Raw genomic sequence first — 15,066 nt, 5'->3', positions numbered from 1 at the left:
TCACTCCTATTTACTATTAATCCCTTTTGGATAGGATGCAAACCATTGGTCCATTTTCTTTAAGATGTCCGCCATTGCATGAGCATTTTTGAAAGAAGGCATCTGAACAAGTAATGGCTGTTTTGGATCACTTGTAGCTTCCCCTTTTTTCTGCAATATTAAAATACTCTTTGCTTGTTGTTTGGATTTAAAGGCTGATTCTGGTAAACGAATAACGCCAACAATATGTGCATGCTTTTGTAAAAATGCATGAAGTTTATCTGATTGATCACTATCAAACAAGAATTCAGGCACAACTCCAACAAAATAAGCGCCTTCCTTCATATATGTTAGGCTTTGCTCTATGAACAGATGATGCGAATAAGAATGTCCTTGATCCGCCTTTAATTCATAGTCATTAGCGGATATATCGTCAGGATAATATCCAACCGGAAGATCCGATATAACGATATCAACAGGTTCCATTAAAAAAGGGCGTAAGCTATCTTGATGGAAGAATTCAACTTCTTTTTCTTGTAAGTTTGCATTAAGTACAGCTAGTCCAATTAAAGTTGGATCAACTTCAGCTGCGTATGCAGCAACATCTTTATTCATTTGATTCATCACTGCTGTTAGTAAATTACCCGTACCACTAGCTGGATCAAATAATGCCACTTCTTTGTGTGAAGACAACAATTTATTTGCTAAATAACTTACAATTAGACTAACAGTATCAGGAGTCATTAAATGTTGCTGCTGCGTAGATCCTTTCATCCCTTTTAATATTGCCAAGGATATTCCTTTTCGAATTTCTTCATGTTGGAAATCACTTACCTTTATTTCTGATAATAATTGGTTTAATTTATGTTTGGTAATATCATCAAAACCTTCAGGCACATCTTTTTCAAACAACATCTCTAATGTGATTACTAGACTATCTAAAAATGTTTCATTCTTAGTCTGTTGTACATTTTCAGTTGTTTTATCAAGCCAATTAAAAATAAGTTCCACGTTCGTTTGCTCCATGGTATACCCTCCTATCCATGCTGACAACTTTTATATTGTATCAGCACTTATCTCATATGTAAAAAAATAAGAAAGGAATTAAAAATCTCGCACAAAAACCTTTGTTTATATTTATTCCCTTTTATACACTCTTTTAAGTGATTAAAACCTATTTTCTCTATTTCAGTAATAATTTGTTTGTTACTATATCTTCATTTGAGTAAATATACAAATAAAACGAAAATTTTTCATTGATCTACACAATACTTCACTTAAAAATAGCCATCCCAAATATTCGGGACGGCTAACAACGAAAGTTATTTGTTTAAATGAGATAGTACAGCTTCATAATCAGGATGGTTTGAAACCTCTGATAAGTATTCAACATAAGTTATCTTATCGTTTTCATCAACGACAAATACAGCTCTAGATAATAAACGTAACTCTTTAATAAGTACGCCATATTTCTCACCAAAATCAGCTGCACGATGATCAGATAACGTATCAACTTTATCTATTCCATTTGCTGCACACCAACGTTTTTGAGCAAAAGGAAGATCCATGCTGATTGTAAGTATTTGAACATTATCAAAGTTACTAGCTTCCTCATTAAATCGACGTGTCTGTTCCGAACATACACCCGTATCAATTGAAGGAACCACACTAATAACTTTCACGTTTCCTTTATAATCACTTAAGTGTTTCTCTGATAAATCATTTGCTAGAACGGTAAAATCTGGCGCACTATCTCCAACTTTCTTTTCTACCCCAAGTAATGTTACTGGATCGTTTTTAAATGTTACATTTGACATAAATTATCTCCCCCAACTATATTGTGTCTACATTTATTATGAAGCTTAACAAAAAACATGTCCAATGTTAGACATCAATTTAGGAGATATACTCACTTTAAATATCGTAATGATGGAAAGATGATGATTTCTTTTCTTCTTTTTTATCTTTCTTCTCTTCTTTATGGGATTCTTCTCCATCCTCATTATCTTTCATTAACTTTTTCATTTTTTCTACAAGTTGCGGAGCAGCATCAATTAATTTCTCATAAAGATGTGTATGTTGATCTAAATGGATCATTTCCATCCCTTTTTCTCCAATTACAAGAAAAGCTACAGGAGTAATTGACACTCCTCCGCCACTACCCCCACCGAACGGCATTTCTTGTTGTCTACTTTCATCCGAATATATTTGACTAGGAGAGAATTCACTTCCCCCAGCAGCAAATCCGAAACCAACTTTAGAAACAGGTATTATTACCGTTCCATCATGTGTTTTTACAGGATCGCCAATGATTGTATTTACTTCTACCATTTTCTGTATACTTTCCATCGCTGTAGTCATTAAGCCTTCAATTGGATGTTCATCCATGATTAGTAGCCTCCTTCTGTTTATCCGGTATCTTTGATAGTTGTAGAATTCCATAAATAGCTTTTCCTAATCTTATAGATATCATGCAACGAATATCAGTTTGTATAAATGACTTTTGATAATCTGGCGTAACATCTACGATTAAGTCATCAACTTTCTTCATGTGTTCTCGTAAGAATCCAATAATAATTCCTTTAACTGCCCATGCTGCTCCTGTCGATATTCCTGTCGTTACAGCGTCCCCAGTCCCTCCTTTTGTTTTCCATTCAAAGAAAGAGAGTTCAATCATCGATAGAAAATGAGTGACATTTCGATAAACAATGGGTATCGATCGAATAAATCGTAAAATTTCTTCACGAAAATTTAAATAGTTTATTTGTTTATCTTCATTTTGTTCTAACTTCAGCTCTTTCTTATATATTTTCCATTTATAAATAAGAGCTTGAATATATACAATACTTTGCTCTTTTGAATGATGAAATGTTATATGTATAGATAATTTTACGAGAGCTATTATTAGCACAAGTAGAAAAAAGCTAAAAATGATAATACCTATTGTTACCCACATTGAAATCCCTTCTTCTTTATCATATATAAACTATTTTTAGGCAATTCACTATATTTTAAACCCTTTTATAGGGATATGTTGAAATAAACATGGTAAACTTAAAGTAGGTTGTATAAAAAAGTTTTGGAGGTTTCATCATGGCAGAGAGACAAAATATCTTCTTTTACTATCATCCTGATGAAGAAATGGATGGCAAAATTAAAGCACTCAAAAAAATATCTTCAGAAAATGGTTTAAAGGTTGTAGAGGATTCCAAAGATGCCTCTATTATTGTAAGTATTGGCGGTGACGGTACCTTTCTACAAGCCGTTAGAAAAACCGGGTTCAGGCAAGATTGTATCTATACTGGAATTATGAGAGAAGGTCAATCCGGGTTATATTGTGATTTTAATATCGACAATTTTGATAATATGATCCATTCCGTATTACATGAAGACCTTGAAGTAAGAAGATTTCCTACAATTAAAGCACAAATTAATAGTGAAACGCCTTTTTATTGTTTAAATGAAGTATCCATTAGATCGACAATTGTAAAAACGATAGTAATTAATGTATACGTCGATGGATTTCATTTTGAAACGTTTAGAGGGGATGGAATGATTGTGTCTACTCCAACAGGGAGTACCGGTTACTCCAAGTCAGCAAGAGGGGCAGTTATTGATCCATTAATTCATGGCTTTCAAGTTTCAGAAGTTGCATCTTTAAATAATAATCAATACCGCACCCTCGGTTCATCCTTTCTATTAGATAAGGACCGTAAACTACAACTCGAGATCTTACAAGATGGTAACGATCATCCAATCATTAGTCTAGATAACGAGGCATCGCCAATCAAACGTATTCAAAATATTGAAGTTACTATGGATGATACGATTATTAAAACCGTAAAATTAAAGAATAACTCGTACTGGGAACGAGTAAAACGTACCTTTTTATAATTAAAAAGCTACCCTTGTCAACAACAAGGGTAGCTAGCCAATTATTATTTTTTATGAGTTATTTTGTTCCACCGAATTGTTGCTCAGCCATTGTTACAAGACGTTTTGTGATTTCACCACCAACAGAACCGTTAGCACGTGAAGTAGTGTCAGCTCCTAACTGTACACCAAATTCCTGAGCGATTTCGTATTTCATTTGATCAAGTGCTTGTTGCACTCCTGGAACTACCAATTGGTTTGAAGAATTGTTTGCCATGTTAGTTCACCTCCTTGGTACTCATAGAATGTGTTGATTAGAGGAAAACCATGCATCTAATTTATTGGTAGTTTTTTCTTGTTTTTAGGAACAAGTCATCACTTTTACAGAAGATCTTCAAAAGATTGATCCATTACTGTTTTTTCCGTAATTTTAATTGTCTCAATTCCTTTTATTGTTTCTTCCATTGTTGGAGTAAAATCATGATGAGACTCATAATAATTTACTTTTTCCCGCTTTGGCTTTGTTTTTGGAGACTTCGGCACAAAAATCGTACAACAATCCTCATAAGGTTGTATGGAAGTCTCATACGTTCCTATCTCTTGGGATATCTCTATAACTTCTTGCTTATCCATTGCTATTAATGGACGAATAATCGGGTAATTTGTCACTTCATTTATCGTGTGCATACTTTGCATTGTCTGACTTGCCACTTGTCCTAAATTTTCTCCACTTGTTAGTGATAAAATCTCTTCTTGCTCACAAATTCTCTCACTTATACGAAACATCATTCTACGCATAATGGTCATCGCATAATCATTTGGCATCTCACGAAAGATTTCTTGTTGTAACTTCGTAAAAGGAACAATATGCACTTTAATGGATTTTCCATATTTCGTTAATGTCTGTGTCAGATCGAGTACTTTTTGTTTAGCTCGTTCACTTGTGAATGGTGGAGAATGGAAGTGAATGGCTTCTAATTGAACTCCGCGCTTCATTGCCAAAAATCCAGCTACAGGACTATCTATACCACCTGATAACAATAATAATGATTTACCTGATGTACCGACTGGAAGTCCGCCTCTACAACGGATTGACCCTGAAGTAATATACGTTGCTTCTTTACGAATTTCTACTCGTACTTCCACATCAGGTTCATGCACATTTACAGTGATGCCATCCGTATTTGTTAATAAATGTCCACCTAAAATTTGGTTCATCTGTTGAGAAGGAATAGGAAAGTCCTTTGTAATACGCTTTACGGTTACTTTAAATGTTTTTGCCTTCTCTTCTTTCTTTAAAGCATACAGCGCTCCTTCTTTTATTTGCTCTTCACTGTTCTCTACTCGAATTGCTAAACTTAAACTATGAATACCGAATACATTTTTAAGTTTTTCTATAATTGGTTCTGGTTCATTTCCATTCAATAAAACAAACATCCTACCCTGTGTGCGTATTACTTTCACACCCTCAAAATGTTTAATTTTTTGATGAATGTTCTCCTGTAGTTTTATGATGAATTGTTTTATATTCTTTCCTTTTAACGCCATTTCTCCATAGCGTATTAATATATGATCGTAATTCATTACTATCTACCCCAATGCTTCTTTGTATTGTTCAATTGCAGTATGCAATTCTTTTAAAAATTGTTCTACTTCGGCTACCGTATTATTATATGAAAAACTAACACGCAGACCAGAAATTGCTTCTTCATGCGATTTTCCACAAGCAATTAGAATTCTGCTTTCATCTAATTCTTTCGAGGAGCAAGCAGATTTAGTAGAAATATAAATGTCCTTTTCACTTAAAGTATGAATAATTACTTCTGGTTTTACACCTAGAACAGAAAAATTAACAATATGTGGCGCTCCATGTGAAGGTGAATGAATAACGATATCTTCCAATTTTGATAATCCTTCTCGTAACACCTCATTTAAATGGATTAGATGTTCTTTTTCTTGTTTAAATTGTTCCATCACTAATCGAAGTGCTTTCACAAATGAAACTGCACCAGCAACATTTTCTGTACCAGAACGTACACCAAATTCCTGATTCCCTCCATGCATCAATGGAAATAGCGTAGTTGTTTTTTCCACATAAAGCATTCCTGTTCCTTTTAACCCATGAATCTTGTGACCAGAAAAAGTACATAAATCAATACCACTATCACTTAATTTCAATGGTACTTTTCCTAACGCTTGAACCGCATCTACATGGAAAAATACTTTTGGATATTGTTTCAACATATTTCCGATCGCTTCAATTGGCTGAATGGTTCCAATTTCATTATTAACGTACATCATTGTAATTAATATGGTGTCGGACTCAATTGCATTTTCTACTTGTTCCACGGAAACTAATCCATTCTCATCAACTGGTAGGAAGGTAATTCGAAAACCTAATTTTTTTAAACTTATACACGTATCATAAATTGATGGGTGTTCCGCTTCGGTCGTTATTATATGCCTTCCTCTTTGCTCATGTTCTAAAGCTATCCCTTTGATAGCAGTATTATTTCCTTCTGTACCACCGGATGTAAAGATGATTTCTTCCCTTCGGACTCCTAATGTTTCTGCTGCCTGTTGCTTAGCAGTAAATAATAGTTTTTCAACTCTTCCACCTAGCGGGTGAATAGAAGAAGGATTTGCAAAAAATTGGGAAGAAGCTAATTGAAAGCTTTGAATAACTTCTTCTTTTGGTTGTGTTGTTGCACTATTATCTAAATAAATCATCGTATTCACCTACTTTTACAAAAATGTAAGGCTGACTTAAGAAAACAATTCGTCTCTTAATGACAGCCTTTATTATATCTATCTATTCAAGGTTAGTTGATTCTCTTCAATTCGCTTTAATGCTCCAGGTTCAATTTCTTCTACTGCTTTCGCAGCATGCTCTAAAGATAATTCATATTCATAATTACGGAATAATCGTTCTGCCTCTTTTAATTTACCATTTAAAACTGTGTGCTGACTTCGATAACGGTTCGCATACTGAATAACTTGTTCCGTTAGATAAGCTTGGTCAAGCATTATATCTATTTGCTCATGTGTCTGATCAACTGCTTGTTTTGCTTCAGATAATGCATGTTGTACTTTTGCAATATCTAATGGATAATCTTCTAAAGCATCTACTACTTGACTGTTTTTAGCAGAAGCCGTTTCAAATCTTGTCCAAATAAATCCTGGTACACCTGGTATATTACTCTTTTTCAGCTTCCTATTCAACTCATAAAGCTGTTTACGCATCTCTATAAGCTTTTCTCTCGCTTCCATTTCATCTTTTCTTAGGTTCTCAATTGATTTTTTAAATTCTTCATGCTGTTCTTCTAATTGAACAATTTTATTAAATCCATCTTCAACTATATTTTGTAAATCAGAATGTGATTTTTGATCATCATCCATATCTTTTTGAAGTTCTTTTAATTGTTCTCTTAATGTAGAAATAGTTTTTCCAACAGTAAAGAATCGTTCCATGTCATTATTCTCTACAAAATAAGCTTTCTTTAGTTCTTCGACTTCTAATTTTGTCTCATCATAAGTAGCGGCAATTTCACTAACGGATTTTTGATACTCTGGAATACGCTGTTCTAAATAATTTTTAGCAATAGCCTCTCCTTCAAGAGATTCATACATTTCGGTAATACGCTCTTCTATATCATCTAATTTAGAGGAAACATCGGTAATATCACCTTCTTCCAACTGCTGTTGTAATTTCTTAAGGTGTTCTTGGTATGTAATAATTTCTTTATCAAATCCAAAATGTTTTACGCGATAACCGTTACCTTTCATCTCCTGAATACCTGACAAGACTTGTTCTAATTGAGATGGTAAATCCTGCTTACATCGTCTTAAAATTTCTGGAAATTGCTCCATTTTGTTTTCAAACTCAATAATTTCTTCTTTTAAAATTTGTATAAGTCTACTTGCCTCTAAATAATCTCCAGATTCAACATTTTCTTCATATGTAGCTAGCTGAGCATCAAAATCATCTAACTTTTTATCAAAAATTTTCTCTGCTTTTCCATATTGATATCTCGATTGCGAAAGTGATTTACGAAGAAGCTTAATTGTAGGAACAATTTGGGCAACCTCTTCTCTGCTAGTTTTTTCAGAGCTTAACAATTCATCCAATTCCTCAAGTATTTCTTCTATTTGAACTTCAATATTTTGGAGTTTCTGGTCTCCTTCAGATAGGATATTGTTCGCTCTTCTCATTCTAAATTTATCCGCTGCGTCTTCTGCATCAAATAAATGATCTTCAATGTCTGGAAGTTCTTTCGTAATGATATGCTCCCATCGACCTTTCCAAAGTTCAAATTTTTCTTGTGTTTCTCCGGACAAATTAAGGCTTTTTATTTTACTAATTTGTTGTGCTACATCCCTTGCCATAATATCCATTTTCCACTTTTCTTGATGGTCTACTTTGTCATAAATTCGTTTTCTTAGAATAAGTCCAACGGTTAATATTACAATAATTGCTAAAATGACGCTGATGACGAAAACCATAATATGCCTCCCAACCAGAATACCTACAAATCAATACAATCTATTTTTATCATTTTTATTAAAATTGAGTATACGTAACTATATTTCCTTTATGATACCATGTAATTTGCATTTTTGGCTAAAAAAATGCAAATTTATTGCGGATTCGTCACGATTTTTGCGAAGATTTATTACCTGAATGTATAAAATCTTTATCATTTTTATTATCCAGTACAAAATCCAACCATTTTTGAATCGTTCTCACATATTTTTTTATAAACTGTTGATGAGAATATTCACCAATAATTTGATCTTTCCACTCACTATGCAATATATATGGTGTAATTAACATACCTTTTAGTTGCATTAATAGATACGTTTTTTCATCAGGATGCATCTTATTAGAAAGAGCATCATAAAAGGTTTTCTGTATATAATAGTTCTCTTTTGCCAAATAAGTAACAGCCATTTCTCTAACAAATACCGAATCTAAAGAAAGTTCTCGTTGAATGAAGCACGTTAATTGATGATAGGATTGCTTATAATGTATAATAGTAAAAATTAATTGATGCAACTGTTCTTTGGGACTCAATGGTGCTACTTCTTCTAGTGCTGATTCTACACTTTGTAAGTACGCTTCATAATATGCTGTAACAGCATATTCTAAAAGCCCTTGCTTTCCATTAAAGTAATAGCTTATCAATGATACATTGACAGCAGCCTTGTCTGCTATGTCTCGAACCGAGGTTCCATGAAAACCTTTTTGAAAGAACAATGACGAAGCGGCGTCAACAACTTTTTGTTTTGTTAGGTTATTTTTCATCATAATTCAGCTCCTTATTAATCAATTACGACAGTTAATGATGAAATTCCTTCAATAAATTCTCGACAAAAAAACTACGACTGTCACCATTTGTCAACCGCTGTAAAACCATGTTAGGGGGGTATATATGTTTGAACATAAAAATTATTCTGGTGAAAAAACAAAAGATTACGAGCTACTAATCAAACAACTCGATGCATTATCTGAAGGTGAAAAAAATAATGTAGCATTATTATCAAATGCCTCTGCATTATTAAACCAATTCTTAACCGAAGTAAATTGGGTTGGCTTTTATCTTTGGGAAGAAAACGAGCTCATTCTTGGACCTTTTCAAGGCTTACCAGCATGCATCCGCATTCCTTATGGAAAAGGAGTATGTGGTACAGCTGTCTCAGAACAGCAGACACAACGAGTTGATGATGTGCATGCTTTTCCTGGTCACATTGCCTGTGACGGTGCCACCAATTCAGAAATCGTAGTGCCTATCACTATTGATAATCAAATCTATGGAGTACTTGATATAGATAGCCCGATTAACAATCGTTTTGATGAAGAAGATCAATATTTTCTAGAAAAATTTGTACTACATTTAACAAAACACCTACAGTAAAATTTAATGTATTTTGTTAGTTTTAAGTATATTAAACATTAAAAAGTTGAACGATTATCCGTAAACATAAATGATTCGGATAATCGTTCGATTTTTATTAACTATAACATTTTATGTAGTTGAGTCTATTAAAAATTTTAGCATATAACAACTTCTATTTATACACCACTTTATTCTTTCCGCGTTCCTTCGCCTCGTACAAAGCTTTGTCTGATCTTTGCCATATCGTATTTGCGCTGTCATTTTCTTCGCTAGACCAAAATGACACTCCAGAAGAAAGAGTTACACGTGGATTGGTTGTTTGTTCAACAATGTCACAAGCTTCTCTGGAAATCCTTATTGCTTCTTGTAATGAAGTCTCCTGCGCATATATAGCGAGCTCTTCGCCTCCCCACCTTGCTGCTATATACTTATCTTTAACTACTTCTTGTAGTACTTGTGCAACTTGAATTAACACTTGATCTCCAATTAAATGTCCATACGAGTCATTTACTTGTTTGAAATCATCAATATCAAATAGAATTAACGAGCCTTTATTTCCCTCTTTCATATGATTATTTACAGTTTCTTCTAAATACTGTCTTGAATATAGTCCTGTTAAATGGTCCACTGCTAATGCTTTTGTAAGTTGTTCTTTTTGCAATGTGTTTGCAATAGCTACTACTGAATGTTGAATCATACTTTCCATTAATTTATATTGATGATAATCATATTGATATTCTTCTTTATGCCCGATAAATACAATTCCAATTAAACTGTTTTCATGTTTCATGGGAACGGCAATAACTGACTGAAAATTAGAGTCGGGCTCATTTTCCTTAAAATTCCCACTGAAGAACGTTTCTTCATAATTTTTTGTATAGATTTTCAGATTATGAAGAAACATGATTCCTTCTTCTTTTTCAAAATACAAATCATTACCTACACTTGTTCCTGCATATTTGCCATCTAACGGCAAGATAGCAAAGGTTGAATCTGAAGCATAAGAAGCAAACTGACTCTTTAATGTATTAATAATTTCACGAAAGTCTAACTTAGAATTAAAATGATTGCTCGTTTGATTTATCATTGTTAATTGGTCAATTTTATTTCTGGAATGTTGTAATAAAAAAGCTGTTTCTAAAGCATTACCACATACTTTTGCAACTTGAGTTAAAAAATACTTTTCATTGCTATTCATTTTCAATATGACATCACTTTGTATTTCTATGACCCCATAGTTACCTTGTTTACCAGTAATAGGCAAATAAATGATTGAATTATCACTATTAAATTGTATTTGACCATTCATAAATGTTTGTTTCACTTCTCTACTAAGAGTTTCATCATTCCACTCCATAATTTTTACATTTATATGATCAGGAAACGTAAAATCCTGTGTTACCATATACGAAACTTTAATGCTATGAAACGTTGATTGTATAACATCTGTTATTTTCTGAAATACAAACGAAGTGTGAATCGAACCAGATAATTCATTATTTAATTCCAAAAGAAGATTATTGAATAAAGGCATATGCATATTATGTAATATTGATGAAAAAGTAGTAAGATATTTGTTGACTTCTATATTTACAACCTCGATTTTTAACCTGTCCATGTTAGAGTTCGTCATATCATGTATAATTATAATCCATGGATTTGTTAATGAATCTATTTTAATCATTTTAGTTGACTTATCATCAATAACTTCAAAATGACTAGACATTAATACATGCGGCACTTTATCATTATTAGAATGGTAATGTAAATAGTAACAAGATTCTTCTTCATGCCATTCATAAACAGTAATACTAGAACAATCTAAATACATTCCAATCGTATCGAATAATGAAGGTATCCAATTCAAATTCTTATTTTCAATAAAATCAGACATATTACGGTATAGTTTTTCTATAAACTTACCTCGTGATTGCTTCGAAACGTGCAAAATAATCACCTTTTCTCCCTAACTTAACGATTATTTAAAATAACATCAACAAAACAATTCCTTTCTACTATAATTATACATCAACTAGTCAATTTTTCCTACACCAAAGAAATTATTACTTTTTTTATGACTGTTGACATGGGTATATAAAAATTATATACTGTAATTTGTGTAAAATAATTAGGTAGCCTAAGTGCATCGACGCTTGCACCCATTTTGTTCCTTACTTGTCGAAATGATAAGAAGGTGTATCGTGTAACTCTCTGCTGCTGGAGCGATGGTACATGAAAACAAAATGGACAACGAAACGATCACGCTCGTTTTATTTTATGCAATAAAACATATAAAGGAGGAAATGACCTATGGCACGATATACTGGATCCGTATGGAAAAAATCCCGTCGTCTTGGCATTTCATTAACTGGAACTGGTAAGGAATTAGATAAACGCCCTTACGCTCCTGGTCAACATGGACCAAACCAACGCAGAAAACTATCAGAATATGGCTTGCAAATGCAAGAGAAGCAAAAATTACGCTTCATGTATGGATTGAACGAACGTCAATTCCGCACTCTATTCGATAGAGCTGGAAAAATGAAAGGTATTCATGGTGAGAACTTCATGATTCTTCTTGAATCTCGTCTTGATAACTTAGTTTATCGTTTAGGACTCGCACGTACTCGCAGACAAGCTCGTCAGCTTGTAAATCACGGTCATGTAACTGTTGATGGCGGACGTGTAGATATCCCATCTTACGCTGTTAAGCCTGGTCAAGTTATTGGACTTCGTGAAAAGTCTAAAAACCTTGATGTTGTAAAAGAAGCTTTAGAAGCTAATAGTTTTGTACCTGAATATACTAGCTTTGACGCCGACAAAATGGAAGGTTCTTACACTCGCTTGCCTGAGCGTTCTGAACTTCCAGCTGAAATTAACGAACAACTTATCGTTGAGTTCTACTCTCGTTAAGTGAATCGCTTAATAAAAAACAGTATTAAAAGCCCTAGAAACGTTGATATATCAATGTTTCTAGGGCTTTTGTATGTTTCCATGTTTGTAGACAATGTATTTAATATTATTAAATTGGGGCACTTGTGGGGGCAAAAAAGCCTTTTAGTAAAAACCTGTTTTGAAACCTGCACATAGAACGCCGAATAGTGATGAAAACCGTAACAATATGATTACTTAAAGGAAACAAAAGCCTCCCACATGGAGGCTTTTGTTTTTACTCCCAAAGAGTACACCTCCAAATATACCCTAACTGTAAACCAGCGTATATATTTTTAACTTTATTTAATGCTAGTATCAAGGAGGATTTTAGTATGTATGAAAATATGCACGAAAGTAATGATAAAAAATTTATCCCTATGACATCTATTTCGAGTAGAACTGGGAATGAAGTTAAACCTGATATCTATTACTACACTGATCAAATTGTAAACATATGCTTCATTGGAAAACCAGAAGAAAATTGGGTCCTAATTGATAGTGGGTTGCCAGAATCGGCATCAGAGATCGAAAAAGTTGTTGAACATCGTTTTGGAAGAAAACCTCAAGCAATTATTTTAACTCATGGTCATTTCGACCATGTTGGAGGATTGATTGACTTATTAAAACAATGGCAAGTTCCTGTATATGCACACCATCTTGAACTACCCTATCTAACTGGAGAAAAAAGCTACCCTAAGCCAGACCCAAGTGTTGAAGGAGGTTTTATAGCAAAAATCTCTCCTATATTCCCAAATGAACCAATTGACGTAGGTTCAGCAGTTAATCCCTTACCTGAAGATAACAGTGTGCCTTATTTAACTGATTGGAAATGGATTCACACACCTGGGCACTCTCCAGGGCACGTATCACTTTATAGAAGTAAAGATGGGGTATTAATATCAGGGGACGCTTTTATTACGGTTAAACAAGATTCTTTTTATAATGTATTAACGCAAAAGAAAGAAATAAACGGACCACCAAAATACTTTACAACTGATTGGCTAACTGCTCGGGAATCAGTTAAAAAACTTAACTCTTTAAAGCCTAACATAGTTATACCCGGCCATGGTACTTTTATAGAAGGTGAAGAACTTGCAAATGGGTTACAGGAGCTAGTGAATAATTTTGATGAATTAGCTATTCCAGATTACGGACAATATGTCGATGATAAAAAAAGTCACTAAAGTAGAAAAATAACCAGAAATCTAAAGGAAGGAAAATTTATGTTTTAACATTTTAAGGGGGTACGATGGAAAAGGCAAATACAAAATTCAAATGTGCCAGTCTATTGGAGAAGAACACCTAAATTCCCATCAGATCCTCCTCTCTATTATGATAACCCACTAAAAAATAAAGAATATAACAAAGAAAGCCCTACTAGTGAGGGCTTTTGTTCTACTTAAAATATATCTATATAAAGTTCTCTTATCAGACTAACACTTTTACTTTAATTTATATTAAACGACTCTCTGCTAATAAGTTTTTGAGATGTTTTCACTATAGAGATAGGGGGTATAAAATTAGTTAGCACCCATATCATTTATGGTCTACTATCACTCAGTCCTTAATCAATCTGAAAAAATCCTAAAACATTAACACCTTGATAATTTATTATATTTTCTATCCAGCTATTTTTTAGTATTATATCTGGTAAATCAGATACAAATACAAATTCATATACATTTGCATTAACCTTATTGTACAAAATATATTCCCCTTTTAAACCGTTAACTATAAGATTACTAATAATTTTCATTGTTTGTTGTTGATCTACATTTTCTGCTAGGCTTATATTAAGTTGATATCTATTCCAATGCGCTCCCCCTCCGAGAGTATTAAAATTTAAAAACTGTTTATAAAGCTTTATTCTTTCGTTTTCATCATCTGATAACTGCTTTATCTTCCCTTTACTATCAAATTCATTACCATTACTCTTTTCCATCTTTCCGATACTGTTCAACTTTTTATGTACATCTACCAAATCGGTAATATCAATCATTGTAATATTATCTACTTTTACCGCAACATCTTTAATATGGTTAATTACTTCATTTCTCATATTTATTACCGAAGTTAACATCTTTTGATTGTCTTTACTTTGCTGCAACGACATGTATATAGCTACTATTGCTAAAGCAATGGAAACTGAACTAGAAATAATCCCAAAACCAACAGTAAAATCGACTAGCCATAGTGAAAAAGCCAAAATAATAATGGCTATAAGAATTCCAGTCAGCCATTTCCAATCTTTATTTGTCCATTTCGACACGAAAGCATTCGCTCCTTCTTCAGATAATAGTGCATATTGCAAAAAGAAAAAGACACCTCTATAGAGATGTCTCATATAAGAAAAGTAATTCTTATCCTATACGTTATGCGTTTA

15 protein-coding genes are annotated in these 15,066 nt (G+C 33.2%); 4 read left to right on the top strand and 11 right to left on the bottom strand.

What is annotated here, in order from left to right; translation table 11 throughout:
• Positions 1 to 6: 6 nt before the first annotated feature.
• From AQ616_RS04310 to AQ616_RS04295, 4 genes are all read right to left on the bottom strand, one after another.
• Positions 7 to 1,005 (bottom strand): class I SAM-dependent methyltransferase, encoded by a 999-nt coding sequence (locus AQ616_RS04310; protein ID WP_017797303.1) that lies wholly within the window; start codon positions 1,003 to 1,005, stop codon positions 7 to 9.
• Between the two features lie 296 nt (positions 1,006 to 1,301).
• Positions 1,302 to 1,796, bottom strand: a complete 495-nt coding sequence (gene tpx, locus AQ616_RS04305) for a thiol peroxidase (RefSeq protein ID WP_017797304.1) — start codon at positions 1,794 to 1,796, stop codon at positions 1,302 to 1,304.
• Between the two features lie 97 nt (positions 1,797 to 1,893).
• Entirely contained in the window at positions 1,894 to 2,367 is a 474-nt protein-coding gene (gene ytfJ / locus AQ616_RS04300; RefSeq protein WP_017797305.1) for a GerW family sporulation protein, read from the bottom strand.
• Positions 2,360 to 2,935 carry a DUF2953 domain-containing protein gene (locus AQ616_RS04295; protein WP_017797306.1) on the bottom strand — a complete coding sequence of 192 codons (576 nt, stop codon included), beginning with the start codon at positions 2,933 to 2,935 and terminating at the stop codon, positions 2,360 to 2,362. Before AQ616_RS04295 ends, ytfJ begins: the two co-directional genes overlap by 8 nt.
• A gap of 137 nt (positions 2,936 to 3,072) precedes the next feature.
• On the opposite strand from AQ616_RS04295, the gene AQ616_RS04290 reads away from it, so the two are divergent.
• Complete coding sequence (locus AQ616_RS04290) at positions 3,073 to 3,873, top strand: NAD kinase (protein ID WP_017797307.1); 801 nt, start codon at positions 3,073 to 3,075, stop codon at positions 3,871 to 3,873.
• 58 nt (positions 3,874 to 3,931) lie between these two features.
• On the opposite strand, the gene AQ616_RS04285 is transcribed toward AQ616_RS04290, so the two are convergent.
• The 5 genes from AQ616_RS04285 to refZ all read right to left on the bottom strand — a co-directional run bounded on the left by AQ616_RS04285 (position 3,932) and on the right by refZ (position 9,157).
• On the bottom strand, positions 3,932 to 4,129 hold the full coding sequence (locus tag AQ616_RS04285) for an alpha/beta-type small acid-soluble spore protein (RefSeq protein ID WP_017797308.1): 198 nt from the start codon (positions 4,127 to 4,129) through the stop codon (positions 3,932 to 3,934).
• 104 nt (positions 4,130 to 4,233) lie between these two features.
• Complete coding sequence (thiI, locus tag AQ616_RS04280; RefSeq protein WP_017797309.1) at positions 4,234 to 5,436, bottom strand: tRNA uracil 4-sulfurtransferase ThiI; 1,203 nt, start codon at positions 5,434 to 5,436, stop codon at positions 4,234 to 4,236.
• A 6-nt stretch (positions 5,437 to 5,442) separates the two neighbouring features.
• Entirely contained in the window at positions 5,443 to 6,582 is a 1,140-nt protein-coding gene (locus AQ616_RS04275; protein ID WP_069685159.1) for a cysteine desulfurase family protein, read from the bottom strand.
• Positions 6,583 to 6,660: 78 nt separating this feature from the next.
• Positions 6,661 to 8,355 (bottom strand): septation ring formation regulator EzrA, encoded by a 1,695-nt coding sequence (gene ezrA, locus AQ616_RS04270; RefSeq protein WP_017797311.1) that lies wholly within the window; start codon positions 8,353 to 8,355, stop codon positions 6,661 to 6,663.
• 148 nt (positions 8,356 to 8,503) lie between these two features.
• On the bottom strand, positions 8,504 to 9,157 hold the full coding sequence (gene refZ / locus AQ616_RS04265) for a forespore capture DNA-binding protein RefZ (protein ID WP_051042518.1): 654 nt from the start codon (positions 9,155 to 9,157) through the stop codon (positions 8,504 to 8,506).
• A 127-nt stretch (positions 9,158 to 9,284) separates the two neighbouring features.
• On the opposite strand from refZ, the gene AQ616_RS04260 reads away from it, so the two are divergent.
• The gene (locus tag AQ616_RS04260) at positions 9,285 to 9,767 is read left to right on the top strand and encodes a GAF domain-containing protein (RefSeq protein ID WP_069685158.1); all 483 of its coding nucleotides are present in this window, start codon (positions 9,285 to 9,287) and stop codon (positions 9,765 to 9,767) included.
• Positions 9,768 to 9,921: 154 nt separating this feature from the next.
• Here AQ616_RS04260 and AQ616_RS04255 read toward each other — a convergent pair whose 3' ends face one another.
• On the bottom strand, positions 9,922 to 11,706 hold the full coding sequence (locus tag AQ616_RS04255) for a sensor domain-containing diguanylate cyclase (RefSeq protein ID WP_084822431.1): 1,785 nt from the start codon (positions 11,704 to 11,706) through the stop codon (positions 9,922 to 9,924).
• Positions 11,707 to 12,059: 353 nt separating this feature from the next.
• On the opposite strand from AQ616_RS04255, the gene rpsD reads away from it, so the two are divergent.
• Positions 12,060 to 12,662, top strand: a complete 603-nt coding sequence (gene rpsD, locus AQ616_RS04250; protein ID WP_069685157.1) for a 30S ribosomal protein S4 — start codon at positions 12,060 to 12,062, stop codon at positions 12,660 to 12,662.
• A gap of 353 nt (positions 12,663 to 13,015) precedes the next feature.
• Positions 13,016 to 13,867 carry an MBL fold metallo-hydrolase gene (locus AQ616_RS04245; RefSeq protein WP_069685156.1) on the top strand — a complete coding sequence of 284 codons (852 nt, stop codon included), beginning with the start codon at positions 13,016 to 13,018 and terminating at the stop codon, positions 13,865 to 13,867.
• A 380-nt stretch (positions 13,868 to 14,247) separates the two neighbouring features.
• Here AQ616_RS04245 and AQ616_RS04240 read toward each other — a convergent pair whose 3' ends face one another.
• Entirely contained in the window at positions 14,248 to 14,952 is a 705-nt protein-coding gene (locus AQ616_RS04240; RefSeq protein ID WP_139136324.1) for a hypothetical protein, read from the bottom strand.
• Positions 14,953 to 15,066: the final 114 nt, after the last annotated feature.

It is taken from the genome of Oceanobacillus sp. E9, from assembly GCF_001741975.1.
Lineage (GTDB): Bacteria > Bacillota > Bacilli > Bacillales > Amphibacillaceae > Oceanobacillus > Oceanobacillus kimchii.
This window is presented reverse-complemented; position numbering and strand designations above follow the sequence as displayed.